General features: G+C 70.8%; 27 protein-coding genes. 7 read left to right on the top strand and 20 right to left on the bottom strand.

Annotated features, from left to right (window positions below; all coding sequences use genetic code 11):
• Nucleotides 1-7: 7 nt before the first annotated feature.
• The 8 genes from fbaA to OG357_RS20635 form a co-directional block, all read right to left on the bottom strand.
• The gene (fbaA, locus tag OG357_RS20670; RefSeq protein ID WP_125747118.1) at nt 8-1,030 is read right to left on the bottom strand and encodes a class II fructose-bisphosphate aldolase; all 1,023 of its coding nucleotides are present in this window, start codon (nt 1,028-1,030) and stop codon (nt 8-10) included.
• A 221-nt stretch (nt 1,031-1,251) separates the two neighbouring features.
• On the bottom strand, nt 1,252-1,791 hold the full coding sequence (pyrE, locus tag OG357_RS20665) for an orotate phosphoribosyltransferase (protein ID WP_329622556.1): 540 nt from the start codon (nt 1,789-1,791) through the stop codon (nt 1,252-1,254).
• 24 nt (nt 1,792-1,815) lie between these two features.
• Nucleotides 1,816-2,601 (bottom strand): aldose epimerase family protein, encoded by a 786-nt coding sequence (locus OG357_RS20660; RefSeq protein WP_329625643.1) that lies wholly within the window; start codon nt 2,599-2,601, stop codon nt 1,816-1,818.
• A gap of 70 nt (nt 2,602-2,671) precedes the next feature.
• Nucleotides 2,672-3,508, bottom strand: a complete 837-nt coding sequence (locus OG357_RS20655) for an SRPBCC family protein (protein ID WP_329622555.1) — start codon at nt 3,506-3,508, stop codon at nt 2,672-2,674.
• Nucleotides 3,509-3,598: 90 nt separating this feature from the next.
• On the bottom strand, nt 3,599-5,332 hold the full coding sequence (locus OG357_RS20650) for a polyamine aminopropyltransferase (protein ID WP_443066704.1): 1,734 nt from the start codon (nt 5,330-5,332) through the stop codon (nt 3,599-3,601).
• Nucleotides 5,333-5,407: 75 nt separating this feature from the next.
• Nucleotides 5,408-5,926 (bottom strand): DUF2617 family protein, encoded by a 519-nt coding sequence (locus tag OG357_RS20645; RefSeq protein ID WP_055642633.1) that lies wholly within the window; start codon nt 5,924-5,926, stop codon nt 5,408-5,410.
• Nucleotides 5,927-6,230: 304 nt separating this feature from the next.
• Complete coding sequence (locus tag OG357_RS20640; protein WP_329622553.1) at nt 6,231-6,449, bottom strand: hypothetical protein; 219 nt, start codon at nt 6,447-6,449, stop codon at nt 6,231-6,233.
• A gap of 52 nt (nt 6,450-6,501) precedes the next feature.
• Nucleotides 6,502-6,693 carry a hypothetical protein gene (locus tag OG357_RS20635; RefSeq protein ID WP_329622552.1) on the bottom strand — a complete coding sequence of 64 codons (192 nt, stop codon included), beginning with the start codon at nt 6,691-6,693 and terminating at the stop codon, nt 6,502-6,504.
• Between the two features lie 211 nt (nt 6,694-6,904).
• Between OG357_RS20635 and OG357_RS20630 the strand changes: the two genes are divergently transcribed.
• Entirely contained in the window at nt 6,905-8,077 is a 1,173-nt protein-coding gene (locus tag OG357_RS20630) for a pyridoxal phosphate-dependent aminotransferase (RefSeq protein WP_329622551.1), read from the top strand.
• A 97-nt stretch (nt 8,078-8,174) separates the two neighbouring features.
• Here OG357_RS20630 and OG357_RS20625 read toward each other — a convergent pair whose 3' ends face one another.
• Nucleotides 8,175-8,708 (bottom strand): YbjN domain-containing protein, encoded by a 534-nt coding sequence (locus OG357_RS20625; RefSeq protein WP_317596843.1) that lies wholly within the window; start codon nt 8,706-8,708, stop codon nt 8,175-8,177.
• A 128-nt stretch (nt 8,709-8,836) separates the two neighbouring features.
• The gene (gene clpB / locus OG357_RS20620) at nt 8,837-11,428 is read right to left on the bottom strand and encodes an ATP-dependent chaperone ClpB (protein ID WP_329622550.1); all 2,592 of its coding nucleotides are present in this window, start codon (nt 11,426-11,428) and stop codon (nt 8,837-8,839) included.
• A gap of 120 nt (nt 11,429-11,548) precedes the next feature.
• Between clpB and OG357_RS20615 the strand changes: the two genes are divergently transcribed.
• Nucleotides 11,549-11,953: a pyridoxamine 5'-phosphate oxidase family protein gene (locus OG357_RS20615; RefSeq protein ID WP_329622549.1), complete on the top strand. Its 405-nt coding sequence runs from the start codon at nt 11,549-11,551 to the stop codon at nt 11,951-11,953.
• A 134-nt stretch (nt 11,954-12,087) separates the two neighbouring features.
• Here OG357_RS20615 and OG357_RS20610 read toward each other — a convergent pair whose 3' ends face one another.
• Both OG357_RS20610 and OG357_RS20605 read right to left on the bottom strand, forming a co-directional pair.
• Entirely contained in the window at nt 12,088-12,405 is a 318-nt protein-coding gene (locus tag OG357_RS20610) for a (2Fe-2S)-binding protein (protein ID WP_329622548.1), read from the bottom strand.
• A gap of 8 nt (nt 12,406-12,413) precedes the next feature.
• The gene (locus tag OG357_RS20605) at nt 12,414-12,626 is read right to left on the bottom strand and encodes a hypothetical protein (protein ID WP_329622547.1); all 213 of its coding nucleotides are present in this window, start codon (nt 12,624-12,626) and stop codon (nt 12,414-12,416) included.
• 133 nt (nt 12,627-12,759) lie between these two features.
• Between OG357_RS20605 and OG357_RS20600 the strand changes: the two genes are divergently transcribed.
• Nucleotides 12,760-13,740: a helix-turn-helix transcriptional regulator gene (locus OG357_RS20600; RefSeq protein WP_329622546.1), complete on the top strand. Its 981-nt coding sequence runs from the start codon at nt 12,760-12,762 to the stop codon at nt 13,738-13,740.
• A gap of 5 nt (nt 13,741-13,745) precedes the next feature.
• A complete protein-coding gene (locus tag OG357_RS20595; protein WP_329622545.1) occupies nt 13,746-14,213 on the top strand; it encodes a hypothetical protein in 468 nt (155 codons plus the stop codon).
• A gap of 73 nt (nt 14,214-14,286) precedes the next feature.
• Here the strand turns inward: OG357_RS20595 and OG357_RS20590 are convergent, their stop codons facing one another.
• The 4 genes from OG357_RS20590 to dnaK are packed head-to-tail and all read right to left on the bottom strand — an operon-like array spanning nt 14,287 to nt 18,444.
• The gene (locus tag OG357_RS20590; RefSeq protein WP_015034631.1) at nt 14,287-14,730 is read right to left on the bottom strand and encodes a heat shock protein transcriptional repressor HspR; all 444 of its coding nucleotides are present in this window, start codon (nt 14,728-14,730) and stop codon (nt 14,287-14,289) included.
• Nucleotides 14,731-14,734: 4 nt separating this feature from the next.
• Nucleotides 14,735-15,919 carry a molecular chaperone DnaJ gene (gene dnaJ / locus OG357_RS20585; RefSeq protein ID WP_329622544.1) on the bottom strand — a complete coding sequence of 395 codons (1,185 nt, stop codon included), beginning with the start codon at nt 15,917-15,919 and terminating at the stop codon, nt 14,735-14,737.
• Between the two features lie 30 nt (nt 15,920-15,949).
• A complete protein-coding gene (grpE, locus tag OG357_RS20580) occupies nt 15,950-16,606 on the bottom strand; it encodes a nucleotide exchange factor GrpE (protein ID WP_329622543.1) in 657 nt (218 codons plus the stop codon).
• A complete protein-coding gene (dnaK, locus tag OG357_RS20575; protein ID WP_055642622.1) occupies nt 16,603-18,444 on the bottom strand; it encodes a molecular chaperone DnaK in 1,842 nt (613 codons plus the stop codon). Before dnaK ends, grpE begins: the two co-directional genes overlap by 4 nt.
• Nucleotides 18,445-18,699: 255 nt before the next feature.
• Between dnaK and OG357_RS20570 the strand changes: the two genes are divergently transcribed.
• Both OG357_RS20570 and OG357_RS20565 read left to right on the top strand, forming a co-directional pair.
• Nucleotides 18,700-19,188 (top strand): sugar transferase, encoded by a 489-nt coding sequence (locus OG357_RS20570; protein WP_329622542.1) that lies wholly within the window; start codon nt 18,700-18,702, stop codon nt 19,186-19,188.
• 131 nt (nt 19,189-19,319) lie between these two features.
• The gene (locus tag OG357_RS20565) at nt 19,320-21,569 is read left to right on the top strand and encodes a (Fe-S)-binding protein (RefSeq protein WP_329622541.1); all 2,250 of its coding nucleotides are present in this window, start codon (nt 19,320-19,322) and stop codon (nt 21,567-21,569) included.
• Between the two features lie 76 nt (nt 21,570-21,645).
• Here the strand turns inward: OG357_RS20565 and OG357_RS20560 are convergent, their stop codons facing one another.
• Entirely contained in the window at nt 21,646-22,356 is a 711-nt protein-coding gene (locus OG357_RS20560) for a hypothetical protein (RefSeq protein WP_329622540.1), read from the bottom strand.
• Between the two features lie 233 nt (nt 22,357-22,589).
• Here OG357_RS20560 and OG357_RS20555 point away from each other — a divergent pair, with 233 nt between their 5' ends.
• Nucleotides 22,590-23,519 (top strand): Yip1 family protein, encoded by a 930-nt coding sequence (locus tag OG357_RS20555; RefSeq protein ID WP_329622539.1) that lies wholly within the window; start codon nt 22,590-22,592, stop codon nt 23,517-23,519.
• A gap of 84 nt (nt 23,520-23,603) precedes the next feature.
• On the opposite strand, the gene OG357_RS20550 is transcribed toward OG357_RS20555, so the two are convergent.
• The 3 genes from OG357_RS20550 to OG357_RS20540 all read right to left on the bottom strand — a co-directional run bounded on the left by OG357_RS20550 (nt 23,604) and on the right by OG357_RS20540 (nt 26,857).
• On the bottom strand, nt 23,604-24,323 hold the full coding sequence (locus OG357_RS20550; RefSeq protein ID WP_329622538.1) for a response regulator transcription factor: 720 nt from the start codon (nt 24,321-24,323) through the stop codon (nt 23,604-23,606).
• Nucleotides 24,320-25,570, bottom strand: coding sequence for a sensor histidine kinase (locus OG357_RS20545; RefSeq protein ID WP_329622537.1), 1,251 nt, complete (start codon nt 25,568-25,570; stop codon nt 24,320-24,322). Before OG357_RS20545 ends, OG357_RS20550 begins: the two co-directional genes overlap by 4 nt.
• 159 nt (nt 25,571-25,729) lie before the next feature.
• Nucleotides 25,730-26,857, bottom strand: coding sequence for a peptidoglycan DD-metalloendopeptidase family protein (locus OG357_RS20540; RefSeq protein ID WP_329622536.1), 1,128 nt, complete (start codon nt 26,855-26,857; stop codon nt 25,730-25,732).
• Between the last annotated feature and the right edge of the window lie 49 nt (nt 26,858-26,906).

Raw genomic sequence — 26,906 nt, 5'->3', positions numbered from 1 at the left:
CGTGGACTTACTTCAGCTTCGTGCCGGTCGAGCGCAGCGCGGCACACGCCTCGGTCACGCGGACGGCCATGCCGGCCTCGGCCAGCTTGCCCCAGGTGCGCGGGTCGTAGGTGGACTTCTTGCCGACCTCGCCGTCGACCTTCAGGACACCGTCGTAGTTGCGGAACATGTGGTCCACGACCGGACGGGTGAAGGCGTACTGGGTGTCGGTGTCGAGGTTCATCTTCACGACGCCGTTCTCCAGCGCGGTGGCGATCTCCTCGGCCGTCGAGCCCGAGCCGCCGTGGAAGACGAAGTCGAACGGGTTGACCTTGCCGAACTTCTCGGCGACGCCCGCCTGGAGGTCCTTGAGGAGCTCGGGGCGGAGCACGACGTTGCCCGGCTTGTAGACGCCGTGCACGTTGCCGAAGGACGCGGCCAGCAGGTAGCGGCCCTTCTCGCCCAGGCCGAGGGCCTCGGCGGTGCGGATGGCGTCGTCGACGGTGGTGTACAGCTCGTCGTTGATCTCGTGGGTGACGCCGTCCTCCTCGCCACCGGTCGGGGTGATCTCGACCTCAAGGATGATCTTGGCGGCGGCGGCCTTCGCGAGCAGCTCCTGACCGATGGCCAGGTTGTCGGCGAGGGTCTCGGCGGAGCCGTCCCACATGTGCGACTGGAACAGCGGGTTCTCGCCACGGGCGACGCGCTCGGCGGAGATGTCGAGCAGCGGACGGACGTAGCCGTCCAGCTTGTCCTTCGGGCAGTGGTCGGTGTGCAGCGCGACCGTGATGTCGTACTTCGCGGCGACGATGTGCGCGAACTCGGCCAGGGCAACGGCGCCCGTGACCATGTCCTTGTTGTACTGGCCGCCCAGGAACTCGGCTCCGCCGGTCGAGATCTGGATGATGCCGTCGCTCTCGGCCTCAGCGAAGCCGCGCAGTGCAGCGTGCAGAGTCTGGGTCGAGGTCACATTGATGGCCGGGTAGGCGAACTTGCCTGCCTTCGCCCGGTCGAGCATCTCGGTGTAGACCTCGGGGGTTGCGATGGGCATTCGTCCGCTCCTTGTGATGTGCGGGGTGTGTGCGTTGCTGTCCCTGACCTGGGGGCGACGTCATCGTCGCCCCCATCCTTCCAGACTCTTGTCCGGGCTCCCACGGGCGCGGCACGACAAGGGGCGGGGTGTTTCACGTGAAACACCCCGCCCCTTGGTGAAAATGCAGGTCAGGACCGCTTTCGACAGGGTCCGGGACCTAAGTCACGACTTCGCGGCGGTTACGCCAGCTCGAGATCGCCCAGCTGGTAGCCGGTGAGGTACGGCAGACCCGCTTCGGCGATCGCGCCGGCCGCGCCCCGGTCCACGATCGTGGCCACGGCCACGACCTCGCCGCCCGCCTCGCGGACGGCCTCGACGGCCGTCAGCGGGGAGCCGCCGGTGGTCGACGTGTCCTCGACGACGAGGCAGCGACGGCCCTTCACGTCCGTGCCCTCGATACGGCGCTGCATGCCGTGCGCCTTCTGGGCCTTCCGTACGACGAAGGCGTCGAGGCGCTGTCCGCGCGCGGCGGAGGCGTGCAGCATCGAGGTGGCGACCGGGTCGGCGCCCAGGGTCAGGCCGCCGACGCAGTCGAAGTCCAGGTCGGCGGTGAGGTCGAGCATGACCTGACCGACCATCGGCGCGGCCTCGCCGTCCAGCGTGATGCGGCGCAGGTCGATGTAGTAGTCGGCTTCCAGACCCGAGGAGAGGGTCACCTTGCCGTGCACCACGGCCTTGTCCTTGATCTGCTGGAGCAGTTCAGCGCGTACGTCAGTCATGGTCAGCAGCTTAGAGGGCACTCTCTAGAGCCGCCGCCAGCTCCAGACGCTCTCGATCTCCAGGGGGTCGATCGGGGTGACGAGACGCGGGTGGGTGTTGAGACCGTTCGGCGGGCCGGACTGCGGCTCGACGCAGACCGCCTCCGCCGGCTCGTCGTAGATCACGACCCACTCGGCACGGCTGCTGACCTTCAGCTCCAGCTCCTCCGGCCAGGTGAGGGTGACGTCGACGCCGTCGGGCATGCCGAAGCAGTCGTCCCAGGGGCCGGGGAGGGGGTCGATCCGGCGGCCGGTGGGGAGGTGGTTCTCGCCGCGCTCCTCCTGCCAGCCGGGGGTGAAGCCGAGCCGTACGTCCTGGCCGCCGTTGCCGAGGTTGCGCAGGAACCAGGGGTGCCAGCCGGCCTGCGCCGGGAAGGAGTCGTCGTAGGTCTCGACCCCGAAGCGAAGGGTGAGGGAGTCCTCGGCCAGCTCGAAGACCTGGGTCACCCTGCCCTTGTACGGCCACGGGTCCCCGAGATCGCAGGTGAAGACCGCCTCCGTCCCGGAGACGCGGGCGGTCTTCCAGGCGAGGTCGCGGACGGTGCCGTGGATGGCGTGCGGGGGCGCGTTGACCGGCAGCTGGTGCGTGGTCGCCCCGTCGCGGAAGCGGCCGTTCTCGGTCCGCCCGCACCAGGGCACCATCGGGAAGCTCCCGAACCGCTCGCCCTGGCGCAGCACTTCGGTGCCGCCGATGCGCAGGCCCTCGATCCGGCAGCCGTGCTCGGGGCTGATGGTCAACTCGGCGTCGCCCGCCGTCAGTCGCGTCTGCATGCTCACGCCTCTGACCCTAGGCCCTGTCCGGCCTGATCCGCCGGACAGGGGCCCCACGTGCCGGGGCGATTCAGCGGCGTCGGCGCAGAGCGCGGCCGACGACGACGGCGGAGGCGATGGCGAGCGCGGCGGCGGGGGCGATCCAGCGCAGAGTCGCGGTCGCGCCGCCGGACTCGGGAGCGGGGACGGGGGCGTACCGGCCGCGCGGCGGGGCGTGGTCGACCTCCTCGGCGCTGCGCCCGATCATGGTCCGCCGCGCGTGGGCGGCCTCGACGGCGGGCTGCGGGGCGGGGAACTCGATCGGGGTGGCGCCGAAGTCCTCGTCGCGGAGGGGGTCGAGGGAGGGGGGCGGGACGGGCGCGTCGTAGACGGAGGGGCGCGGGGGCTCCTCGACTCCGTCGTCCACACCGTCGTGATCGGAGTCGGAGTCGGAGTCGGAGTCGCTGTCCTCCTCTTCCGTCTCCCCCGTCTCCCCCGGCCCCTCCGCGAGCGCTGCCAGCGCCTCCACGAACTTGTCGAGCAGCTTGGCGCCGGCCGTGGCCCGTGCCTCGTCCGTCGCCTCGGCGAGCCGGCCGGCCGCCGTCAGGGCGCCGGTGAAGGCGATGCTCGTGCCCTCGTCCACGGGGGTGAGGACGACGGTCAGGGTGAGCTCGGCCGAGCCCTTGCCCCGGGCCTCGGCGCCCTGTCCCTCGTAGGTGATGGCGCCGTCCCGCTCGACGACCCGCAGGGCGCCGCGGTAGGTGATGGTGTGGCCGCCGACCCGGACCTTGAGCCGGCCCGAGAGGGGGCCCGCCTCCGCGTCGGCGTCCCGCTGGAGGCCGGGCACGCAGCGCACCACCCGGGCCGGGTCCGTGAGCGTCGCGCGCAGGGCCTCGGCCGGTACCGGAACGAACACCTCATGCTCCATGGAAGCCGAGCCTACTCAGGCCGGGGCGCGGCGTCGCCTCTTTGCGCCGGGGCCCGCGCGCCCCTGCCGCCACCCTCCGCGGCTTCGCCCTCAGCCGCCGTACCTCGGGTGCACCAGGGTCGAGGGCGGCAGCTCGGCGCCCCTGGCCCGTTCGGCGCGGCGGGCCGCGGCCTCCAGGGTGCCCGCACCGAGCGAGCGCAGCCGGGGCACGTCGGGCGCGAGGCCGAGGGCGGGCGGCCGGTCGCCCGGGACCGCGAGGAGGAAGCCCCAGTCCCCCGGCCCCTGCTCCGTACCGCCGGTGCGGTCGGCGCGGTCGGGGCCCGCCGCGAAGCCGGGGGTGCGGCCGCTCGCGCTGTAGGGGCGGGTCGCGAACCCGGCGGCGCGCAGGGTGGCGTCCACCGTCCAGTAGGTGTGCGGCCGGTCGGTGACCGATCCGGCGTGGACGGCGAACCGCCCGGAACCGGCGAGGACCCGGGCCGCGAGCCCGTAGAACTCCTCCGAGTACAGCTTGGTGCTGGGGGTGATGCCCGGGTCCGGGAGGTCGGAGATCACCACGTCGTACCGTTCCTGCAGACGGTCGGCGGCGCCCCGGAGCCAGTTGAAGGCGTCCGCGTAGACCACCCGGACGCGCGGGTCCCGGAACGCCTGGGCGTTGAGCGTGGCGAGCGCCGGATCGGTGCGGGCGAGGCGGACGACCCCGGGGTCGAGCTCGACGACGGTGACGGAGGTGACGCCGGGGTAGCGCAGCGCCTCGCGGGCGGCGAGGCCGTCCCCGCCGCCGACGATCAGTACGCGCGCGTGCGGGCCCTTCATCGCGGGGTGGACGAGCGCCTCGTGGTAGCGGTACTCGTCCTGGCCCGCCACCCGCAGCCGGCCGTCGAGGAACAGGTCGGGCGGCCCCTCGCGGCCTCCTGTCACCACCACCTCCTGGAGGTCGGTGTGGACGGCGACCCGCACCCGGTCCCCGTACACGGCCCGGCGCGCGGCCTCCTCGAAGTCGTCGACGAGCACGGTCGCCGTGGCCAGGACGGCCAGGACCGACATGTTCACCCCGATCAGCAGGGCGCGGGAGCGTGCGGTCAGGTCGCGGCGGAACACCCACAGCACGAGGCCGCCGCCCGCGATCACGTTGACCGCGCCGGTGACGAGCGCGCCGGTGAGCTGGCCGAGCCAGGGCAGCAGGAGGAAGGGGAAGGCGAGGCCGCCGACGAGCGCGCCGACGTAGTCGGCGGCGAAGAGGTCGGCGACCGTCCCCGCGGCGTCGTCCTGCTCGCCGGCCGAGGCCTGCCGCCGCGCGGACCCGGACCCGTCCCCGGCGGCCCGCTGTATGAGGGACATGAGGAGCGGGATCTCCGCGCCGATGAGCACACCGATGGCGAGCGAGAACGCGACGACGACGTACCGCGACTCGCCGAGCCAGGCGAAGGCCGCGTACAGCGCGAGGGCCGAGCAGCCGCCGATGAGGGCGAGCCCGGCCTCGACCAGGCCGAAGCCGACGGCGGCACGGCAGCGCAGCCGTTTGGCGAGGAGCGAGCCCACTCCCATCGCGAAGACCATCACGGAGAGCACGACGGACGCCTGGGTGACCGAGTCGCCGATCAAGTAGGAGGCGAGCGCGACCAGTTCCAGTTCGTAGACCAGACCGCAGGCGGCGCAGACGAAGACCACGGCGAGGACCGGGAACCGCACCGCCTCGGCCGACCGCGGCGGCCGGGGTGACCTGGGAGGTTTCGGCGACCTGGGCGGTCTGGGCGGCCGCTCGCGCCGCCGCACGGGCGGTTGTCGCACCCTGGTGGGTGGCATGGTCACGGTCGGCTCGATCATGAACGTAACGCTACGTCACGAATTACCCACTCCTTGTCACCCACACGAGTGCATCTGGAGCTCTGGAGGGGCGTATCAGAGTGTCGCCGGCATACGTGCGCCGATCCGGGTCCTGGTCACCACCAGCTGCCCTTCCTGCGGGTAGGCGTGCCAGGTGCGCCAGCGCACCTGGCCCTCGTGGCGCTGCGCCAGCATCGCCGTGAAGGCGTGCGGGGAGCCGGGGAAGGTCCCCGCGAGGCCGTTGGGGTGGTCGGCGACGAGCGCGAGCAACTCCTGCGCACGGCCCGCGAAGGAGCCGTGCGAGAGCGTCTCGACGCGCGCCGCGAATTCGTACTCCCATTCGCCGACGCGCTTGGAGACGCCGAGCGGGAGGGGGGTGCTGCTGCCGGGCATACAGGCGACGGTCTCCGAGCAGCTGCGACCCTCCTCCTCCAGGAGTACCTGATGGGAGGCGCCGAGCAGTCTCAACTGGAGTCTGGCACCGGAGAGTTCGAGGTCGAGCACGGCCAGGGCGGGCAGCGGCTCGCGCCCGAGGGCCCAGGCCAGATCGGCCGCGCGGGTATCGGTATAGGAGGTTTTCAGGGTGGTGAGCATGGGTCGGCTCCGCAAACACGGTTTGACGGGTGGGCCGGGGGCGCCCCGGAGAGGGTCCAACGGGAGTGGGGGATCGCCGGCTCGGTTCCACACACGGTCCGAGGGCTGTCTCTGTCAGGAGCGAGAGAACCACGGACGCCGGGCGACTCGCAGCGTTTTTACCCAACTTGCCGTGGTTTCCAACCCCTTCGGGGACCCCACAGTTCAATTGTTCAATCAGAATCGATCGACAAGATCCGCCGAAATGCCAACGTCACGTGCCACCGCGCCCGTTACGCCGGCGGCCCACCGGGGCCGGCGCGCCTCAGCTGCCGCCGCCGCAGCCGCCACCTCCACAGCTGGAGCCGGAGCTGCAGGAGCTTCCGCCCCCTCCGCAGCCCGCCGTGCCACCGCCGCCGCCGTCGGCCCAGCTGCGCCCGTTCCGCCGGCCGCCGCGGCGCCTGCCCGCGCCGGTGCCGCGGCGGACGGTGTGGATCAGGCTGATGAGGATCACGGCCCCCATGAAGACGATGAAGAGTTCCATCTGTACTACCCCCGTTCTTCTGTGCGAGGGAGATGCCCCCTGGGGCCCTCCCTCAAAGACGACTTGAGCGATTCCAGAGCTTCAGCTGCACGAGGACGAGGAGCTGGAGCAGGAGGACGAGGACGAGGAGCACGACGAGCTCGAACACGACGAGCTGGACGTGGAACAGGAAGACGAAGTGGAAGACGACGAACACGAGGACGAGGACGAGGAAGACGACGAGGAAGGCGACGAACCGGCCCACCAGCTCTCGGCACCACTCGCGCTGCCACCGGCACTGCCACCGGAACGCACCGTGCCGCGCATCGACAGCGCGACGACCCACACCACGATCGCGATCACGAGCGCGATCCCGAGGATGAAGAATGCGATGTTCATGCCAGGGCGATCCCCCCGGCGCGCCCTCGCCAAAGCGCACTTGAGGAAGTCCAGAGCTTCCCCCCAGGATGGCGGTCATGACACGACCGCTGCTCAACCGCCGGCTCGCCGAATTCGGGACGACGATCTTCGCCGAGATGTCCGCACTGGCCGCCACGACCGGGTCGATCAACCTCGGTCAGGGCTTCCCCGACACCGACGGCCCGGAGGAGATCCGCGAGGCCGCGGTCCGCGCGCTGCGCGACGGCCGCGGCAACCAGTACCCGCCCGGCCCCGGCGTCCCCGAGCTGCGGCAGGCCGTCGCCGACCACCAGCGCGAGTGGTACGGCGTCACGTACGACCCCGACACGGAGGTCCTGGTCACCGCCGGCGCCACCGAGGCGATCGCGGCCACCCTGCTCGCCCTCGTGGAACCGGGCGACGAGGTGATCGCCCTGGAGCCGTACTACGACTCGTACGCGGCCTGTGTCGCGATGGCCGGCGGCACCCGCGTCCCCGTCACGCTCCGCCCGCACGAGGGCGCCTACGTCCTCGACCTGGACGAGCTGCGGGCCGCCGTCACCGACCGCACCCGGCTGATCCTCCTGAACACCCCGCACAACCCCACCGGCACCGTCCTCACCCGCGCCGAACTGACCGCCGTCGCCGAGCTGGCGATCGAGCGGGACCTGCTCGTCGTCACCGACGAGGTGTACGAGCACCTGGTCTTCGACGACGCCGAGCACATCCCGCTCGCGAGCCTCCCCGGCATGCGGGACCGCACGGTCACCATCGGTTCGAGCGGGAAGACGTTCTCCTTCACCGGCTGGAAGGTCGGCTGGATCACCGCGAGCCCCGAGCTGACCTCGGCCGTCCGCTCGGCCAAGCAGTTCCTCACGTACGTCTCCGCCGGCCCCTTCCAGTACGCGATCGCCGAGGCGCTCCGCCTCCCCGCCACGTACTTCGACGGCCTCCGCGCCGACCTCCGGGCCAAGCGGGACCTGCTGAGCGAGGGCCTCGCGCAGGCGGGCTTCGAGGTCTACCGCCCGGCGGGCACCTACTTCGTCACCACCGACATCCGCCCGCTCGGCGCCGACGACGGCTTCGCCTTCTGCCGCTCCCTCCCGGAGCGCGCGGGCGTCGTCGCCATCCCGAACGCCGTCTTCTACGACCACCGCGAGGCCGGCGCCCCCTTCGTCCGCTTCGCCTTCTGCAAGAAGACGGAGGTCCTGGAGGAGGCAGTCTCCCGCCTCAAGCGCCTCGCCGCCTGAGACCGGGCCCCGGACGTGCGAAAGCCCGGCCCGGGGCCGTGATCGCGGGGATCACGGCTCCCGGCCGGGCTTCGGCGGGGTGCGAGTGGCGGGAGGCTCAGGCCTCCTCGTCGCCCGCCTTCTGCTCGGGGGTCTCCAGACCGAACTGCTCGACGACCCACTTGTCGAACTCGATGGAGGCGCGGACCCAGCTGACCGTGGAGGACACGAAGTGCTCCAGGGCGACGCCGGTGCCGATCAGCATCTGGGCCTCACCGATGAGACGGAGGGTGGCGGAGCCGTCCTCCTCCTCGTGCAGGTGGGTGTAGACCTTGGGCCACAGGGTGCGGCGGTTCCAGTCGTCGATCGCGTCGAGGACCCTCGCGCGGTCGTCGGCCGAGTGCGGGCGGTCGTAGAACGTCCGCACCGAGAAGACCTGCTGCTCGTCCTCGCCGCGGAACATGAAGTACGTGCGGAATTCCTCCCACGGCGCCGCGAGGTCACCCTCGTCGTCGACGACGTACTTCAGCTCCATCTGCTCGAGGAGCTGCTTGACGAGGTCCTGGTCGGGGACGACGGGGCCCGCCGGTCCTGCGGCCTGAGGCTGGGGCTGGCCCCCGAAATTCGGAATCGAGGACGGGTCGATGCTCACCGTGAATTTCCCTTCGTACGGATGCTCGCCATCCTCCCCCATGTCGGGCCGTTCATGGGAGCCCCACCAGCCGCGATCCGCTGCGGGCTGACAAGAACGTCGCCCCCTACCGCCCCGTCACCGCCCCGTCACCGCGCCGGGCCGACGATCAGACCGTCCTCGAACCGCTCCACCCTGACCGTGTCGCCGTCCACGACCTCGCCCGCGAGGATCTCCTTCGCGAGCCGGTCGCCGATCGCCGTCTGGATCAGGCGGCGCAGCGGCCTGGCGCCGTACGCGGGGTCGTTGCCCTCCTCGGCGAGCCACTCCAGGGCCTCCGGGCTGACCTCCAGGGTGAGCCGCCGGTCGGCGAGCCGCTTCGCGAGCCGGTCGATCTGGAGCCGCGCGATCCGGCCCAGCTCGGCCCGGTCGAGCGCCGAGAAGACGACGAGGTCGTCGAGGCGGTTGAGGAACTCCGGCTTGAAGCTCGCCCTGACCACGTCCAGGACCTGCTGCTTCTTCACGTCCTCCGAGGTCACCGGGTCGACGAGGTACTGGCTTCCCAGGTTCGAGGTGAGGATCAGGATGGTGTTGCGGAAGTCGACCGTCCGGCCCTGGCCGTCGGTGAGGCGGCCGTCGTCGAGGACCTGGAGCAGGACGTCGAAGACCTCCGGGTGCGCCTTCTCCACCTCGTCGAGCAGGACCACGCTGTACGGGCGGCGGCGGACCGCCTCCGTGAGCTGGCCGCCCTCCTCGTAGCCGACGTAGCCGGGAGGCGCGCCGACCAGCCGGGCGACGGAGTGCTTCTCGCCGTACTCCGACATGTCGATGCGGATCATGGCCCGCTCGTCGTCGAAGAGGAAGTCGGCGAGCGCCTTCGCCAGCTCGGTCTTGCCGACGCCGGTGGGGCCGAGGAAGAGGAAGGAGCCGGTGGGCCGGTCGGGGTCGGCGATCCCGGCGCGCGTGCGGCGCACGGCGTCGGAGACGGCCTGCACGGCCTCGGACTGGCCGATCAGACGCCGGCCGAGCTCGTCCTCCATGCGCAGCAGCTTCTGCGTCTCGCCCTCCAGGAGGCGGCCGGCGGGGATGCCGGTCCAGGCGCCGACGACGTCCGCGATGTCGTCGGGCCCGACTTCCTCCTTGACCATGGTGTCCTTGCTGGACTCCTGCTGGGCCTCGGCCTCGCTCGCCTCCGCCAGCTCCCGCTCCAGGGCCGGGATCTCCCCGTACAGCAGCTTGGACGCGGCGTCGAAGTCGCCGTCGCGCTGGGCGCGCTCGGCCCGTCCCCGGGCCTCGTCGAGGCGCTCCTTGAGCTCGCCGACCCGGTTGAGGGACTGCTTCTCCTTCTCCCAGCGGGCGGTGAGGCCGCGCAGCTCCTCCTCGCGGTCGGCGAGGTCGCGCCGCAGCTTCTCCAGGCGCTGCTTGCTCGCCGCGTCCGTCTCGTTCTTGAGGGCCAGCTCCTCCATGCGGAGCCGGTCCACGGAGCGCTGGAGCTCGTCGATCTCGACGGGCGACGAGTCGATCTCCATACGGAGCCGGGACGCGGCCTCGTCGACGAGGTCGATGGCCTTGTCGGGGAGGAAGCGCGAGGTGATGTACCGGTCGGACAGGGTCGCGGCGGCGACCAGCGCGGAGTCGTTGATCTGGACCTTGTGGTGCGCCTCGTACCGACCCTTGAGGCCGCGGAGGATCGCGATGGTGTCCTCGACCGTCGGCTCGGCGACCAGGACCTGCTGGAAGCGGCGCTCCAGGGCGGGGTCCTTCTCGATGCGCTCGCGGTACTCGTCGAGGGTGGTCGCACCGACCATCCGCAGCTCGCCGCGCGCCAGCATGGGCTTGAGCATGTTGCCCGCGTCCATGGCGGAGTCGCCGCCGGCGCCCGCGCCGACGACCGTGTGCAGCTCGTCGATGAAGGTGATGATCTGGCCGTCGCTCGCCTTGATCTCGGAGAGGACGGTCTTCAGCCGCTCCTCGAACTCGCCGCGGTACTTGGCGCCCGCGACCATCGCGCCGAGGTCGAGCGAGACGAGCCGCTTGTTCTTCAGCGACTCGGGTACGTCGCCCTTCACGATCCGCTGGGCGAGGCCCTCGACGACGGCTGTCTTGCCGACGCCGGGCTCACCGATGAGGACCGGGTTGTTCTTGGTGCGGCGGGACAGCACCTGCACCACGCGCCGGATCTCGTGGTCCCGGCCGATGACCGGGTCCAGCTTGCCCTCGCGCGCGGCGGCCGTGAAGTCCGTGCCGAACTTCTCCAGCGCCTTGTACTGCCCTTCCGGGTCGGGTGTGGTCACCCGGCGTCCTCCCCTGCTCTTCTCGAAGGCGTCGAGCAGCTTCGCCGCGCTCGCGCCCTGCCGGTCGAGGATCTCACCGGCCTGGCCGCCCTTGGCGGCGATCCCGATGAGCAGGTGCTCGGTGGAGAGGAAGTCGTCGCCGAGCTCCTTGGCCTGCCGGTCGGCGTCGGCGATGACCGCGAGGAACTCGCGGTTGGGCTGCGGGGGCGCGACCGTGGACCCCGTGATGCTCGGCTGGGCGGCGATCAGCCGCTCCGCGCCGGAGCGCACGACCGCCTGGTCGGCCTCGACGGCGGCGAGCAGGTCGGTGATGTTCTCGTTGTCCTGACCCGCCAGCAAGGCGAGCAGCAGGTGTGCGGGGATGAGATCCGGGTTCCCCGCGGACACGGCGCGGCTCGTGGCCGCGTTGATCGCGTCCCGGCTCCGGTTGGTCAGTTCGACGTCCACGTGCGGTGTTCCTCCTCGGTGTAGGGCTACTCGTCTCCTATGACCCTTCCAGCGTACACAAAGTTGAGTCCATTCCACTCAAGCTTTCGGAGGGAGTTCTCCCCCGGGTAGTTTCCGGGCATGGCCACAGACCCGAGGAACCCTTCCGACTCGTACCTCAGCTTCTGGCGCGAGTACCACATGTGCACCCTGACGACCCCGCGCGCGGACGGCACCCCGCACGTCGTGGCGGTCGGCGTCACGTACGACCCCGAGGGCGGATACGCCCGGGTGATCACCAACAAGAACAGCCGGAAGGTCGCCAACGTCCTGGCGGCGGGCGCGGACGGCGCGCGCGTGGCGGTCTGCCAGGTCGACAAGGGGCGCTGGGCCACCCTGGAGGGCGTCGGGCGCGTCCGCACGGAGGCCGAGGTCGTCGCGGACGCCGTCGACCGGTACGCCGAGCGGTACGGCCGCACGCCGGCCCCGAACCCGGACCGGGTCGTCATCGAGATCGCCCTCACGCGGGCGATGGGCCGCGCCTGAGAGGCGGGAAGGACGCGGCGGCGAGCCCGGAGAAGACACGGGCACAGCACAGCGGCGCCATCGCGTTTCAGGTCCGCGATGGCGCCGCTGTGTGGGGGAAGTGCCGGAGCGATCTACAACGACGGGGGAATCGCTCAGGCACTGCGGGGGGTGGCGGTGATGGTCTCTGGTTCGATCAGCTGGTGGTCCCGCTGGTCGAGGTTGACGAAGATCATGCCGTACCGGATGGCACAGCGGATGGGCTGCGGGGCACCGCGCGGACGGCGGAGACAGCGGTAAGCACGGACGTCCTCGTCCTGCTCGCGTGCCACGACGATCGGTTCTCCGAAGAGGGAGACCTTCAGCGCGTCGCCACGGTGGGGGATGGCCGTGGCGAGGTCGACGAAGTGCCAGCCGGAGCGATAGGCCGAGGCCATCTCCCGGCGGAACCTTGGGTCATCGGGAACGTTCATGCGCCCGTCTAGCTCCAACCGGGATCCTGTGCGGGGGCCACACTCCAGCCCGGGTCACCGAGGAGTGCGGGCGCCACGCTCCAGCCCGGGTCGAGCGGAGCGGCGTGCACCTCGGCCGGAGCCGAGGACCAACCGGGGTCCTGCGCCACTCCCACGGCGCCCAATGCGGCCGCCGCGATGAAGGCGACTCCGGCCACCGTGCGTATGAGCTTCTTCATCATCACCGAGCAACCTCACTTGAAGGCAACGTCTCTTTTCCAACCCCCGCGAGTAAGACGATGGCTTACTCTCTGCACCTGCACCACCAAACCCAGGCATCATGTTCCTGAGATGCAGGAGCCTGGGGGTGTACATATGCGGAAACAAGCGGACGAAACCGGTCACCCGCATTCGTATGCCGAACTGTGCAAAGCCGGTTCCGAGCTGTACGCGGCCGCCCTGCGGACCGGGCGAATACCCCGGTCAGAGACCCTTGAGGCCCCCTGCCTCCTCGATCTCTCCCTGCTCCACCCCGACCCGGACGACGCCCGGTGGCTCCGTCCGGTTCCCCCCTCGGCCGCCCTCGCCCAGCTCCTCCAGCCGATCGAACGGGAAATACTCGACCGCCGCCGGCGCACCGTCGCCCTTTCGGACGCTTTCGAGCCGTTCATGGCCATCAGCGCCCACGACTCCCCCACCACGCACGCCATCACCGTGCTCGAGGGCATCGACCGCATCAACTCGACCCTCGACCGCGTCGTCGCCAACTGCCGCCACGAACTGCTCACCGTCCAGCCCGGCGGCGGGCGCCCCGCGCAGGCCCTCAGCGAAGCCCTCGACCGCGTCTCGCCCCTGCTCGGCCGCGGCATCAGCATGCGCACGCTCTACCAGCACACGGCCCGCCACACCGAGCTCACCCTGACCTACCTGGAGCACGTCGGCCCCGAGGTCCAGGTGCGCACGCTGGAAGAGATCATCGACCGGCTGATCATCGTCGACCGCGAGGTCGCCTTCGTCCCGGCCCGCAGCGACCGCCAGGTCGCCCTGGAGCTGCGACACCCGGGCCTGGTCGCCTACCTCGGCGGCGTCTTCGACCAGTTCTGGCACCTCGCGGTGCCGATCCGGGAGGAGATCCCGTACGACATCAAGGCCGACGGCATCGGCGGCGTCCAGCGGTCCATCGCGAAGCTCCTCGTCGAGGGGCACGTCGACGAGGCCATCGCCCGGCGCCTCGGCATGAACGTCCGCACCTGCCGCGCCCACATCGCCAAACTCGCCACCGCCCTCGGCAGCGGCAGCCGGGCCCAGCTCGGCTATCTCATCGCCCAGTCCGGCATCCTCGAACGGGACAACTGACCAGCGTGTACGTACAGATCGACCTCGACGGACCCGCGGGGACGCTCCGGGTCTCCGGTCACGGGCTGCCCACCGTGGAGCTCGTACGGGCCCCCGGGACCGACCCCGACGCCCACACCCCCATCGGGACCCGCAAGCGCGCCCTGCTCGCGCTCACCGTCGACGGGGAACCGGCCGTCATCCGGCCCGCGCGCGGGCGGCTCCTGCGGCGCTCCTACCGGGTGGACGTCCGGACCGGCGGCGTCCGCTACCGGCTCGTGCCCTGCGGGTACGTGGACAGCCGCCTCACCCGCGACGGGCGCCGGATCGGCACCTTCACCTCCTCGGGCGACGGCAAGGTCATCGACGAGTGGGACGGCGACCCCACCCCCCACGACCTCGCCCTCGGCACCGCCCTCGCCGCCGCGTTCGGCACCGGCGCCTCCCCCTGGTGGGAGACCCTCGGCGACATCGTGGGCGAGCTGATCCCCTAGGAATCCTTCCGGCACACGCACGAGGCCCCCTCCACCGTGGTGGAGGGGGCCTCGCCGTACATGCCGTGCGGGGCTATTCGCCGCGCTTGGGGCGCCAGACCACCAGCGCGCTCGCCTGCTGCACGTCCTGGTACGGCACCAGGTCGCGCCGGTACGAGGCGTGCACCTGGGCCTCGCGCTGCCGCATCGCCGCCGCCGCGCCGTCGACCGCGGCCGACAGCTCGGCGATCCGGCTCTGCAGCGCCGCGACCTGGTTCTCCAGCTCGATGATGCGCTTGATGCCCGCGAGGTTGATGCCCTCGTCCTGCGACAGCTGCTGCACCTGACGGAGCAGCTCGATGTCACGGGCCGAGTAGCGCCGGCCGCGGCCCGCCGTGCGGTCCGGGGAGACCAGGCCGAGACGGTCGTACTGCCGCAGGGTCTGCGGGTGCAGACCGGAGAGCTGGGCCGCCACCGAGATGACGTACACCGGCGACTCGTCGGTCAGTTCGTACGGATTGCGTCGGCGCCCGTCCACGGGGTCACGCTCCCTTCGCGGCCTGGAACAGCTCCGCCCGGGGGTCCTCGGAGGCCGTGGCCTCGCGGAAGGTCTCCAGGGCCTCACGTGCCTTGTCGTCCAGCTCCTGCGGCACCGCGACCTCCACCGTGACGAGCAGGTCGCCGCGGGTGCCGTCCTTGCGGACCGCGCCCTTGCCACGGGCGCGCATGGTCCGGCCGTTCGGAGTGCCCGCGGGCAGCTTGAGCGTCACCGCGGGGCCGCCGAGCGTCGGCACCTTGATCTCGCCGCCGAGCGCCGCCTCCGTGAAGGAGACCGGCACCGTGACGGTGAGGTTGTCGTCCTTGCGGCCGAAGACCGCGTGGTCGTCGACGTGCACGACGACGTACAGGTCGCCGTTCTGCCCGCCGCGCTCACCCGGGGCACCCTTGCCGCGCAGCCGGATCCGCTGCCCGTCGGCGACACCCGCCGGGATGCGGACCTGCATGGTGCGGGAGGACTTGGCCCGCCCGCTGCCCTTGCAGACCTCGCAGGGGTTCTCGGCGATGAGGCCGCGGCCCTTGCAGTCCACGCACGGGTCGGTGAGCGAGAAGCCGCCGCCGCTGCCGCGCGAGACCTGCCCGGTGCCGACACAGGTCGGGCACACGCGGGGCGTGCCGTTCTTGTCGCCGGTGCCCGAACACGCCGTGCACGGCTGCTGGCTGGACATCCGCAGCGGTACGGTCGCGCCCTCGACGGCCTCGATGAAGCTGAGGGTCACCTCGGACTCGATGTCCTGGCCGCGGCGCGGCTGGGTACGCGTACCCGCCCCCGCCCCGCGGTTGAACAGGCCGCCGAAGACGTCCCCGATGCCGCCACCGCCGCCGAAGCCGCCGGCTCCGCCGGGGCCGCCGCCCTGGCCGCCTCCGAAGAGGTCGCCCAGGTCGAAGTTGAACGAGCCGCCACCCGGGCCGCCGGCTCTGAAGCCGCCGTTCCCGAAGAGGGCGCGCGCCTCGTCGTACTCCTTGCGCTTCTTGGGGTCACCGAGGATGTCGTTCGCCTCGGAGATCTCCTTGAAGCGCGACTCGGCGCTCGCGTCACCCTTGTTGGCGTCCGGATGGTTCTCGCGGGCGAGCTTCCGGTACGCCTTCTTGATCTCGGCCTCGGTGGCGTCCTTGGGGACGCCGAGAACCTTGTAGTAGTCCTTCTCGACGAAGTCCTTCGTGCTCATCGACGTCCCTCCTTCCGGACGATCGTTGCGTCACCCCTCTTCGGGGGCACCGCTCTCCTCGTCGGCCTTCTCTTCCTTGGTGCCGGACGTGGCGCCCGGCTGGGGCTCGGCCACCGCGACCCGGGCGGGCCTGATGGTCCGCTCGCCGATCCGGTACCCCGGCTGCAGGATCGCCACGCAGGTCGTCTCGGTGACGTCCGGCGCGTACGAGTGCATCAGGGCCTCGTGGATCGTCGGGTCGAAGGGCTCGCCCTCCTTGCCGAACTGCTGCAGACCCATCTTGGCGACGACGGTCTCCAGCGATTCGGCCACCGACTTGAACCCGCCCAGGAGCTCACCGTGCTCGCGGGCCCGGCCGACGTCGTCGAGCACGGGCAGGAGCTCGGACAGGAGGGTCGCGACGGCGATCTCCTTGACCGTGATCCGGTCCCGCTCCACGCGGCGGCGGTAGTTCTGGTATTCGGCCTGGAGCCGCTGGAGGTCCGCGGTGCGCTCGTCGAGCGCGGAGCGCACCTGGTCCAGCTGGGCGGTGAGGCCCGCGGTACCGGCGGCCGACTTCTGGCTGCTTGCGTCCCCGGCCGGGGCCGCCTTCTCCTCCTTGGAGGAGTCGGCGGCCTCGGCGGCGTCGTCAGGGGTGGCGCCGGAGGGGACGTCGGACTCCTCGAAGCCCGGGGTCTCCTCGGTCACGCCTGACCACCCTTCTTGGGCTCGTCGTCGATGATCTCGGCGTCGACGACGTCGTCGTCGGCCTGCGCCTGACCGGCACCGGCGTCGCCCGCGGCCTGCGCGCCCTGCGCGTCGGCGTAGAGGGCCTGGCCGAGCTTCTGGGAGACGGCCGCGACCTTCTCGGTGGCGGTGCGGATCTCGGCGGTGTCCTCGCCCTTGAGCTTCTCCTTCAGCTCGACGAGCGCGGCCTCGACCTCGGCCTTGACGTCACCGGGGACCTTGTCCTCGTTGTCCTTGAGGAACTTCTCCGTCTGGTAGACGAGCTGCTCGCCCTGGTTGCGGGACTCGGCGGCCTCGCGGCGACGGTGGTCCTCGTCCGCGTACTGCTCGGCCTCCTGGCGCATCCGGTCGACCTCGTCCTTCGGCAGCGAGGAGCCGCCGGTGACGGTCATCTTCTGCTCCTTGCCCGTGCCCAGGTCCTTCGCGGTCACGTGCATGATGCCGTTGGCGTCGATGTCGAAGGCGACCTCGATCTGCGGGACACCACGCGGGGCCGGCGGCAGACCGGTCAGCTCGAACATGCCGAGCTTCTTGTTGTACGCCGCGATCTCGCGCTCGCCCTGGTAGACCTGGATCTGCACGGACGGCTGGTTGTCCTCGGCCGTCGTGAAGATCTCGGACCGCTTGGTCGGGATCGTGGTGTTGCGCTCGATGAGCTTCGTCATGATCCCTCCCTTGGTCTCGATGCCGAGGGACAGCGGGGTCACGTCGAGGAGCAGGACGTCCTTGACCTCACCCTTGAGGACACCGGCCTGGAGCGCGGCGCCGATGGCGACGACCTCGTCCGGGTTGACGCCCTTGTTGGCGTCCTGACCGCCGGTCAGCTCCTTGACGAGCTCGGCGACGGCCGGCATACGGGTGGAGCCACCGACGAGAACGACGTGGTCGATCTCGCGGAGCTCGATGCCCGCGTCCTTGATGACGTTGTGGAACGGCACCTTGCAGCGGTCGAGCAGGTCCGAGGTGAGCTGCTGGAACTGGGCGCGCGTGAGCTTCTCGTCCAGGTGCAGCGGGCCCTCGGCGGAAGCCGTGATGTAGGGCAGGTTGATCGAGGTCTCCGTGGAGGAGGACAGCTCGATCTTGGCCTTCTCGGCGGCCTCGCGGAGGCGCTGGAGGGCCATCTTGTCCTTGGCCAGGTCCACGCCGTGGCCGTTCTGGAACTGCGTCACCAGGTAGTCGACGACGCGCTGGTCCCAGTCGTCACCACCGAGGTGGTTGTCACCGTTGGTGGCCTTCACCTCGACGACGCCGTCGCCGATCTCCAGGAGGGACACGTCGAAGGTGCCGCCACCGAGGTCGAAGACGAGGATCGTCTGGTCGTCCTTGTCGAGGCCGTAGGCCAGGGCGGCCGCGGTCGGCTCGTTGACGATGCGCAGGACGTTGAGGCCCGCGATCTCACCGGCCTCCTTGGTGGCCTGACGCTCGGAGTCGTTGAAGTACGCCGGGACGGTGATGACCGCGTCGACGACCTTCTCGCCCAGGTACGCCTCGGCGTCACGCTTGAGCTTCTGCAGGATGAAGGCGCTCATCTGCTGCGGGTTGAAGTTCTTGCCGTCGATCTCGATCTTCCAGTCGGTGCCCATGTGGCGCTTGACCGACCGGATGGTCCTGTCGACGTTGGTGACGGCCTGACGCTTGGCCACCTCGCCGACGAGCACCTCGCCGTTCTTCGCGAAGGCGACGACGGACGGCGTGGTCCTGGCGCCCTCGGCGTTGGTGATGACGGTGGGCTCGCCGCCTTCCAGAACGCTGACGACGGAGTTAGTCGTGCCCAGGTCGATGCCGACCGCACGTGCCATTTCAATTCCTCCAGCTGACGTACTTGAGTGGATCTGACTCAAGGATGCACGAGACCCCGCGGTGCGTCAACAGACCTGAGTGGAGGGGGCTCAATTCTTCGCCCTTTATCTCGCTCATACGGAGCCGGGTGCGCGTCGATCCCGGACCGGACGGGGTGACGCGTGAGAGAGTCCGGTTGCCCCTCGCCGGGCAAAGCAGGCATATCCCACGAATATCCCATGATTCTCACTCGGTCCCTCGGAAGGGTGTGGGGAATGACGGCCAAGCGCGCCTTCGACGTCCTGGGCGGGCTCGCCCTCCTGGTCGTGCTCCTCCCGGTCCTCGCCGCCGTCGCCCTCTCGGTCGCGCTCGGCGGGACGACGCCCGGCCGCGGCGTGCTGCGCCGCCGGACGGTGGCCGGTCTGGACGGCCGCGCCTTCACGATGCTGACCTTCCGCACGAGGAGCCCGCTGGCCGCGCTGCCCCTGCTCCTGCACGTCGTCGCGGGCCAGATGTCGCTGGTCGGGCCGTGTCCGCTGACCCCGTCCCACCGCGAGTGCGCGGGCGAGGGCCGGCGCCGGCTCTCCGTACGCCCCGGACTCACCGGACCGTGGCAGATCAGCGGGCGATCGGAACTACCGTGGGAGGAGCGCGAGCTGCTCGATCTCCACTATGTGGACCACCACTGGCTCGGGATGGACCTGACCATCCTGGCGCGTACGCTTCCAGCAGTCCGCAGACGTCGCGCGGCAAGGTTTGCCTGAGCGACACAGATCACCGTGAGTGCCGCTACAGCGCGGGGCCGTGACCCGGTAATCTCAGCACGGACTCAATAAGTTACCGCTTAGTAGGCCCGCGAGTAGTAGGCACGCGAGGCCCGCCCGAGGAGCCCCTCATGCAACTCGCCGCGATCGTCGTGTCGATCGTCATCACGGTGGTGGCCGTCGCGCTGTTCGGCCGTGCCACCGTGCAGATCTACCGCTTCGTACGCCTCGGCCAGCCGGTCCCCGCGGGCACGCGCACCGGCGACCCCACGCAGCGCACCATCACGCTGGTCAAGGAGTTCCTCGGCCACACCCGGATGAACCGCTGGGGCATCGTCGGCTTCGCGCACTGGTTCGTCGCGGTGGGCTTCTTCTCGCTGCTCCTCACGATCGTCAACGCCTTCGGCCAGCTGTTCCAGGCCGACTGGCTGATCCCGATCATCGGCGACTGGCTGCCGTACGAGATCTTCACCGAGTTCCTCGGCCTGATGACGGTCCTCGGCATCCTGACCCTCATCGTGATCCGGCAGCTCAGCAGCCCCACCAGGGCGGGCCGCAAGTCCCGCTTCACCGGCTCCAAGACAGGCCAGGCGTACTTCGTCGAGGCCGTCATCCTCATCGTCGGCGCCTGCATCATGACGCTCCGCGCCCTCGAAGGCGTCCAGCACCACGTGACCAGCTGGGAGCCGGGCTTCTTCGCCTCGTACCCGCTGATCGCGCTGCTCGACGGCCTGAGCCTGAGCACGATCCAGTACCTGACCTACTTCGTCGCGGCGCTCAAGATCGTCACGTCCTTCACCTGGATGATCACGGTCTCGCTCAACACCAACATGGGTGTCGCCTGGCACCGCTTCCTCGGCTTCCCGAACATCTGGTTCAAGCGGAACTCCGACGGCTCCACCGCCCTCGGCGCGCTCCAGCCGATGACGACCGCCGGCAAGGAGATCGACTGGGAGGACCCGGCCGAGGACGCCGTCTTCGGTGTCTCCCAGGTCGAGCAGTTCTCCTGGAAGGGCATCCTCGACTTCTCCACCTGCACCGAGTGCGGCCGCTGCCAGTCGCAGTGCCCCGCCTGGAACACCGGCAAGCCGCTCTCCCCGAAGCTCCTCATCATGTCGCTGCGCGACCACGCGCACGCCAAGGCCCCGTACCTGCTCGCCGGCGGCGGCAAGGACATGGAGGGCAACGAGAAGGCGACGCCGGAGCAGCTCAAGGACGTCCCCGCGTCGGCGATCGCCGAGGCCGAGCGCCCCCTCATCGGCACCGCCGAGGAGAACGGCGTCATCGACCCGGACGTCCTGTGGTCCTGCACCACCTGCGGCGCCTGCGTCGAGCAGTGCCCGGTCGACATCGAGCACATCGACCACATCGTCGACATGCGCCGCTACCAGGTGATGATCGAGTCCGCGTTCCCGTCCGAGGCGGGCACGATGCTCAAGAACCTGGAGAAGAAGGGCAACCCCTGGGGTCTCGCCAAGAAGGCGCGCGTCGAGTGGACCAAGGAGGTCGACTTCGAGGTCCCGATCGTCGGCAAGGACGTCGAGGACCTCTCGGAGTACGACTACCTGTACTGGGTCGGCTGCGCGGGCGCCCTGGAGGACCGGGCCAAGAAGACCACCAAGGCCTTCGCCGAGCTGCTGAACATCGCGGGCGTCAAGTTCGCGATCATGGGCGGCGACGAGAAGTGCACCGGTGACTCCCCCCGCCGCCTGGGCAACGAGCCGCTGTTCCAGCAGCTCGCGCAGGAGAACGTCGCCATGCTGAACATGGCGTTCGGCGAGGACGACGACGATCCGGAGACGAAGAAGCCGAAGTCGGCGAAGCGGATCGTCTCGACCTGCCCGCACTGCTTCAACACCATCGCCAACGAGTACCCGCAGCTCGGCGGCGACTACGAGGTCATCCACCACACCCAGCTGCTCCAGCACCTCATCGACGAGGGCAAGCTGATCCCGGTGACCCCGGTCGACGGCCTCATCACCTACCACGACCCCTGCTACCTGGGCCGTCACAACAAGGTCTACACGCCGCCGCGCGAGATCATGTCCGCCGTCCCCGGCCTGCGCCAGCAGGAGATGCACCGCCACAAGGAGCGCGGCTTCTGCTGCGGCGCCGGCGGTGCCCGGATGTGGATGGAGGAGCGGATCGGCAAGCGCATCAACACCGAGCGCGTCGACGAGGCCCTGTCCCTGAACCCGGACATCGTCTCCACCGCCTGCCCGTTCTGCCTCGTCATGCTGACGGACTCCGTCAACGGCAAGAAGAACGAGGGCAAGGCGAAGGAGAACCTCCAGGTCGTGGACGTGGCCCAGCTGCTCCTCGACTCGGTGAAGACCCCGGCGGAGCCGGAGTCCGCGCCGGAGCCGGAGCCGGCTCAGTAGGCAGTAGTCACGTACGTACGAGAAGGACGGCCGTCCCGCGGAGATGCGGGGCGGCCGTCCTTCTTGTGTCCTCGCCTCAGGCGGTCTTCTGCGCGGTGTACTTCTCGATCAGCTTGCCCTGGAAGTCGTAGACCCAGCTGTCGGCGCCCTGTTTCGGGGTGTCGATCGCGGCGAGCTCGTAGCGGTGCTTGCCGGTGTCGACGAGCTTGTAGGTCCAGCCGTGGTGGGCGGCGGTGGGGTGCTTGAGATCGAGGGTGCCGACGGCGTGCCCGTTCGGCCGGTCGATCTCGACGCGGGGCCAGGTGTTCGGGCCCTTGCTCTTGAAGAACTTGGCGGTGTTGCCGTCGGGGAGCGTGATCTTGGCGTACGCCTGCTGTGGGGCGGGCTTCTTCGGGGCAGGCTTGGGCGTCGGCTTCGGGGCAGGCTTGGGCGTCGGCTTCGGGGCGGTCTCCAGCCAGGAGGTCACCGTGCCGTCCGGCTGGAGGGTGACGTGGAGGCCGTTGTTCTGCCCGTAGGCCGGCTGCCCGGTGGTCGTGAGCGTGTCGATCAGGGACCCGCCCGCGTAGATGTCGGCGGAGAAGCGGCCCGGGCCGTCCTGGTAGACCTTGGCGAGCGAGCCGTCGGCGAGGTCGACGTTCCGCCACAGGACCGACTCGTCGCTCACGCTCGGGTCCTGGTCCTGGTCCGGCACGTCGGCGGCGAAGGCCCCCGCGGCCGGCAGGAGGAGGGCGGCGACGGCCCCGGTGGCGACTGCGGCGGTACGGGCGGAACGGCGGGTGACACGCATCGGAAGAGCTCCTTGGTGGGGTCCTCGGGTCGCTGACATCTCCGAAGCTACGAGGCCGACATTGAGGTGATACGTCGGATTTGTAACAGCGCCCTCAAGGCTGTCCACCGACCGCGTCACGGCCCCGCCGTCCCCCATGGCTCCCCCGAGGATCCCTTAGGGGATGTCACAGCTCAGTGGCAAGGACCGTCCGGACGCGCGCCCTCACAGCCCGAGCGGGTACGTTCAAGGGCGTGGCTGGATTCAGGAACGGACGCGGCCGGGACAACCGCCCCCCGCAGCAACAGCAACCGCAGCAGGCGCCCTACGGGTACAACGCGGCCCCGCCGCCGTACCCGCAGCAGCAGTGGCCCCCGCAGAGCGGCCAGTACGGCGGTCAGTACGGCGGTCAGCAGGGCCCGCAGGGCGGCGGCCAGTACGGCGGCGGCCCCCAGGGACAGCCGCAGCAGCAGCCCTACGGCGAGCCCGAGTACTTCGGGGACTCGTACGGGCAGCAGCAGCCGCCCGGACAGCAGGCGCACGCCGGCACGGCGAACAACCCGGGCCACACGCAGATGTTCAGCGTCGACGACCCGTACGGCGACGGCGGCGGCTACCAGGCCGCGCCGCCCGTCCCCACCGGCCCCCGCCTCCCCTGGAAGGCCCTTCTGAGCGGCATCGTGCTGCGCCCGGCGGACACCTTCCTCCGGATGCGGGACCACGCCGTCTGGGGCCCGGCGCTGATCGTCACCTTCCTCTACGGCCTGCTCGCGATCTTCGGCTTCGACAAGGCGCGCGACGAGGCGATCAACGCGACCCTGTCGACGGCGATCCCGTACGTCCTGATGACCGCCCTCGGCTTCGTCGTCGGCGGACTGATCCTGGGCGCGGTCACGCACACGCTCGCCCGCCAGCTCGGCGGCGACGGCTCCTGGCAGCCGACCGTGGGCCTGTCGATGCTGATCATGTCGATCACGGACACGCCCCGGCTCGTCTTCGCGCTCTTCCTGGGCGGCGAGAACGGCTTCGTGCAGGTCGTCGGCTGGCTGACCTGGCTGGCGCTCGGCGCCCTGCTCACCGTGATGGTGAGCCGCTCGCACGACCTGCCGTGGCCGAAGGCCCTGGGCGCGTCGGCGATCCAGCTCGTGGCGCTGCTGAGCCTGACCAAGCTGGGCATGCTGTAGCGGCGCAGTACACACGTACGCACGCACAGGGAGCGGCCCCCCATCGCACTTCGGTGGGGGGCCGCTCCGTACATCCGCATCCGCTCAGCGGCTCCGGCCGCCGATCCGCCACCAGTCCTTGCGGTCCGGCGGGTCCAGCGGGTCCGTCGCCCCCTCGGCCCAGTACTCCAGGAGGTCGCCCGGCGCGAGCCCGAGGGCGCGCTCGATCTCGCCGGGGGTGAGGCCTCGCAGGGAGTCCGACAGCGACCTGGTCAGGTCGAACCAGTAGCCGCGCAGCGTCGACTCGCTCACGAACAGCTCGCGCGCGACCTGGGCGTAGCTCAGGCCGCGGGCACGGCCGTGCAGGATCTGGCGCTGGCGCTCGCTCAGCAGGGTGATGCAGTCGCGCCGGACGAGCACTTCGAGGATGCCGACGACCTGTTGCGGCACGGCGGTGCCGCCGGCGGCGACGTCCAGGAAGAGCTGTTCGGCCCGGTCGCGCGGCAGGGCCTTGGAGACGATGCCGCTCGCGCCGGCGGCGATGCACGCCGCGAGGACGAACCGGCGTTCCTCCTGGCTGTAGACGCAGACGCGGTAGCCGCGGCGGGTCAGCGTACGGATGGCGGCGATGCCCTGGCGCGCGTCGGGCTGCTGTTCGAGGTTGGCCAGGTGCAGGTCGAGCAGGACGACGTCCACCGCCGGGCTGCGGCGCACCAGCTCCTCGACGGTCGCGACCGAGGCGACGACGTCGAGACCGGGCATGAGCAGCCCGATCGACTCGCGGATCAGCGAGGCGTCGTCGACGACCGCCACCGCGGGCCTCACGGCGCGTCCGCGAAGGCGGCCCGTACGGTCGGATGCGCCGGCCCCGGCGGATCCGCGTCCGGCCCCGGGCGCGACCGGACCGTCACGGTCGTCCCCTCGCCCACGGCGGACACGATCCCGACGCCGAGTCCCCGCCGGCGCAGCTCGCCGACGACCACCTCGCGCAGTCCGACCCCGGCGGTCACCGACGCCGGCTCAAAGCCGACGCCGTCGTCGTGCACGGTCAGCGTCCAGCCCCCGCGCTCGGTCTCCTGGTCGTCGAGGTGGACGACGACCTCGTGCGCGCGGGCGTGCACGCGGACGTTCAGGAGCAGGCTCCCGAGCGCGCGCTCCAGCGCCTCCGCCTGCGCGGCGGGGATCCGCAGGCCGGTGCAGAGGTCGAGCGAGGCGACGACGTTCAGGTCGGCGAAGCGGTCGCACACCCGCCTGACCATCGGGACGAGCCCGACCGAGGCCCCTTCGGCGTCGGAGACGTACACGTCCGTGCCCCGCAGATAGGAGCGCATCCGCCGCAGCTCCACCTCGGCCTGGCCGACGAGCCGGGCCCGCGAGACGTCGTCGCCCTGCTCGGTCAGCAGGCGCATGACGGCGACGCCGTTGTGCATCATCACCTGCGCCCGCCGCTCCTCCTCGCGGCGCGCCAGCTCGGCGGCACGCGCGCGTGAGGCGTCGGCGTCGCGCGCGATGCGGCGGGTGTACCCGAAGAACATGCGGGCGACCAGCGCGTACACGACATAGGTCATGACGTTGCCGACGGCGGTCGACGTCATCTCGCTCCCGACGTCGCCGCCGAGGTAGACCACGTAACAGACGGAGACGGCGAGCAGGCTGCCCGCCCAGACCCCGAGGGCGCGCACCCCGCCGGCGGTGATGATGACGGACAGCGCGTACCCCGGCTGGAACGCGGTCCAGGTGCCGAAGCGGTCCCAGGGCGCGAGCACCAGGGGGCCGAGGACGAGCAGGGCGCAGGCCAGCCCGAAGTCGAGCACGGACACGACCGTGCCCGGCGGCCGGCGGCGTACGAGCGTCACGACGCTCACCGCGACCGCGGCGAGGGCGGCGGCGCCCCAGCACGCGAGGTAGCCGGCCTCGTGCGGCGAGCGCGCCGCCCCGAGCTGCACCGCGGGAACCATCTGCGCGACGGTCCCGAGCCGGACCCCCGCGGTGAAGTACGAGAAGGCCCGCTCGACGCCGGCCCTCGTCGTGGGCAGCTCCGCGACCCGCCACGGACCGCTACGGATCCTCATCGTCCTCCTCGGCTCCGGGGCGGCCCTCCGGTGACAGCCCTCCGGCACGCAACGATGAAGATAGTTGAGCGGCATGCCTGAGGGCAGGGCCTCGGAAAGAGACCCTGCCCCAACGGAGTTCGACGAGCGGTCGGACGAGCGGACGTGTCAGAGGATGCCTCAGACGAGCTTGGCGAGCGCCGCCCAGGTGTAGTCGCCGGGGACGCCGTCGACCGGGCCTCCGTAGCCGCCGAGCTGGGCCATGCGCTGGAGCCCCATGTACGTGTTCTTGCCGGGGGCGCCGTCGATCGGGCCGGTGTACCCGAAGCCGGTGAACAGCCTCTGCAGGCCCTTCCACGAGTTGCCGCCGAGGATGCCGTCGGCCGGGCCGGTGTAGCCGCCGAGCTTGGCGATCCGCTGCATCGCCGCGTACGTGTTCGTCCCCGGGGCTCCGTCGATCGGACCGCCGTAGCCGAAGCGCCGGCAGATGGTCTGCACGCCCATCCAGGAGTTGGTGCCCATCGCACCGTCGATCGGGCCGCCGTAGCCGCCCTTCGCGGCCATCCGCTGGAGGCCCTTGTACGTGTTCGTGCCGGGCACGCCGTCGATCGTGCCGGTGTAGGCGTAGCCCGTGACGACCTGCTGCACGCCCTTCCAGGTGTTGGTGCCCGGCACGCCGTCCAGGGCTCCGGTGTAGCCGCCGGCACCGGCGATCTTCTGCAGCGTCAGCCCCTCGCCCCCGGAGGAGGGCGGGGGCGTACCGCCGCCCACGACGGAGAGCGGGTTGACCCGGACGCCGCTCGCGTTGATGACGTGCCAGTGCAGGTGCGGTCCGGTCGAGTTGCCGGCGCCGTCGGCCCCGGCCGCCCCTCCGGAGCGCCCGACGATCGTCCCGGCGGCCACGGAGGCGCCGTTGGACAGCAGGAACTGCGACAGGTGCATGTACTGGCTGCGGTAGCCCTCGGCGTGGTGGATGGTGACGGTGTGGCCGCCGGTGCCGTTGTAGGCGATGTTCTCGATGGTTCCGGCGCCGCAGGCCGGGAGCGACGTCCCCACGGCCATGCCGTAGTCGATGCCGTTGTGGTACGGCGGGTCCCACGGGCCGGTGACGGCGTACGCGCCGAACGGGTTGTAGAGCGCGGGGACGGCGTACGCACTCGTGGGCAGCACGAGCCCGCCGGCGGCCAGCGCTCCGCCGCCCACCACCGCGCCACGCAGCAGCGTGCGGCGGCTGACGCCCGCGGGGACGACGGGGTGGTGGTCGTCCTGGCCGCCGCCACAACGGTGCCGTGCCTCGTTCTCGGTCAACGCTTCTCCTCGTCTAGGACGGTTCGCGAGCCCGCTCATCCCATCGGGC

The sequence above is a fragment of the Streptomyces sp. NBC_01255 genome (assembly GCF_036226445.1).
In the GTDB taxonomy this organism is placed as follows: domain Bacteria; phylum Actinomycetota; class Actinomycetes; order Streptomycetales; family Streptomycetaceae; genus Streptomyces.
Note: the sequence above shows the minus strand (reverse complement) of the source record. Positions and strands in the feature narration are given on the sequence as shown.

Bases quoted from the DNA above. Each gene is read 5' to 3' on its own strand.
- dnaK (WP_055642622.1), bottom strand. From the start codon at position 18,444: ATGGCACGTGCGGTCGGCATCGACCTGGGCACGACTAACTCCGTCGTC.
- fbaA (WP_125747118.1), bottom strand. From the start codon at position 1,030: ATGCCCATCGCAACCCCCGAGGTCTACACCGAGATGCTCGACCGGGCG.
- OG357_RS20650 (WP_443066704.1), bottom strand. From the start codon at position 5,332: ATGATCGAGCCGACCGTGACCATGCCACCCACCAGGGTGCGACAACCG.
- OG357_RS20660 (WP_329625643.1), bottom strand. From the start codon at position 2,601: ATGCAGACGCGACTGACGGCGGGCGACGCCGAGTTGACCATCAGCCCC.
- pyrE (WP_329622556.1), bottom strand. From the start codon at position 1,791: ATGACTGACGTACGCGCTGAACTGCTCCAGCAGATCAAGGACAAGGCC.
- OG357_RS20615 (WP_329622549.1), top strand. From the start codon at position 11,549: ATGGCCACAGACCCGAGGAACCCTTCCGACTCGTACCTCAGCTTCTGG.
- OG357_RS20640 (WP_329622553.1), bottom strand. From the start codon at position 6,449: ATGGAACTCTTCATCGTCTTCATGGGGGCCGTGATCCTCATCAGCCTG.
- OG357_RS20570 (WP_329622542.1), top strand. From the start codon at position 18,700: ATGACGGCCAAGCGCGCCTTCGACGTCCTGGGCGGGCTCGCCCTCCTG.
- dnaJ (WP_329622544.1), bottom strand. From the start codon at position 15,919: ATGAGCACGAAGGACTTCGTCGAGAAGGACTACTACAAGGTTCTCGGC.
- OG357_RS20565 (WP_329622541.1), top strand. From the start codon at position 19,320: ATGCAACTCGCCGCGATCGTCGTGTCGATCGTCATCACGGTGGTGGCC.
- OG357_RS20605 (WP_329622547.1), bottom strand. From the start codon at position 12,626: ATGATGAAGAAGCTCATACGCACGGTGGCCGGAGTCGCCTTCATCGCG.
- OG357_RS20630 (WP_329622551.1), top strand. From the start codon at position 6,905: ATGACACGACCGCTGCTCAACCGCCGGCTCGCCGAATTCGGGACGACG.
- OG357_RS20610 (WP_329622548.1), bottom strand. From the start codon at position 12,405: ATGAACGTTCCCGATGACCCAAGGTTCCGCCGGGAGATGGCCTCGGCC.
- OG357_RS20655 (WP_329622555.1), bottom strand. From the start codon at position 3,508: ATGGAGCATGAGGTGTTCGTTCCGGTACCGGCCGAGGCCCTGCGCGCG.
- OG357_RS20545 (WP_329622537.1), bottom strand. From the start codon at position 25,570: ATGAGGATCCGTAGCGGTCCGTGGCGGGTCGCGGAGCTGCCCACGACG.
- OG357_RS20560 (WP_329622540.1), bottom strand. From the start codon at position 22,356: ATGCGTGTCACCCGCCGTTCCGCCCGTACCGCCGCAGTCGCCACCGGG.
- OG357_RS20645 (WP_055642633.1), bottom strand. From the start codon at position 5,926: ATGCTCACCACCCTGAAAACCTCCTATACCGATACCCGCGCGGCCGAT.
- OG357_RS20600 (WP_329622546.1), top strand. From the start codon at position 12,760: ATGCGGAAACAAGCGGACGAAACCGGTCACCCGCATTCGTATGCCGAA.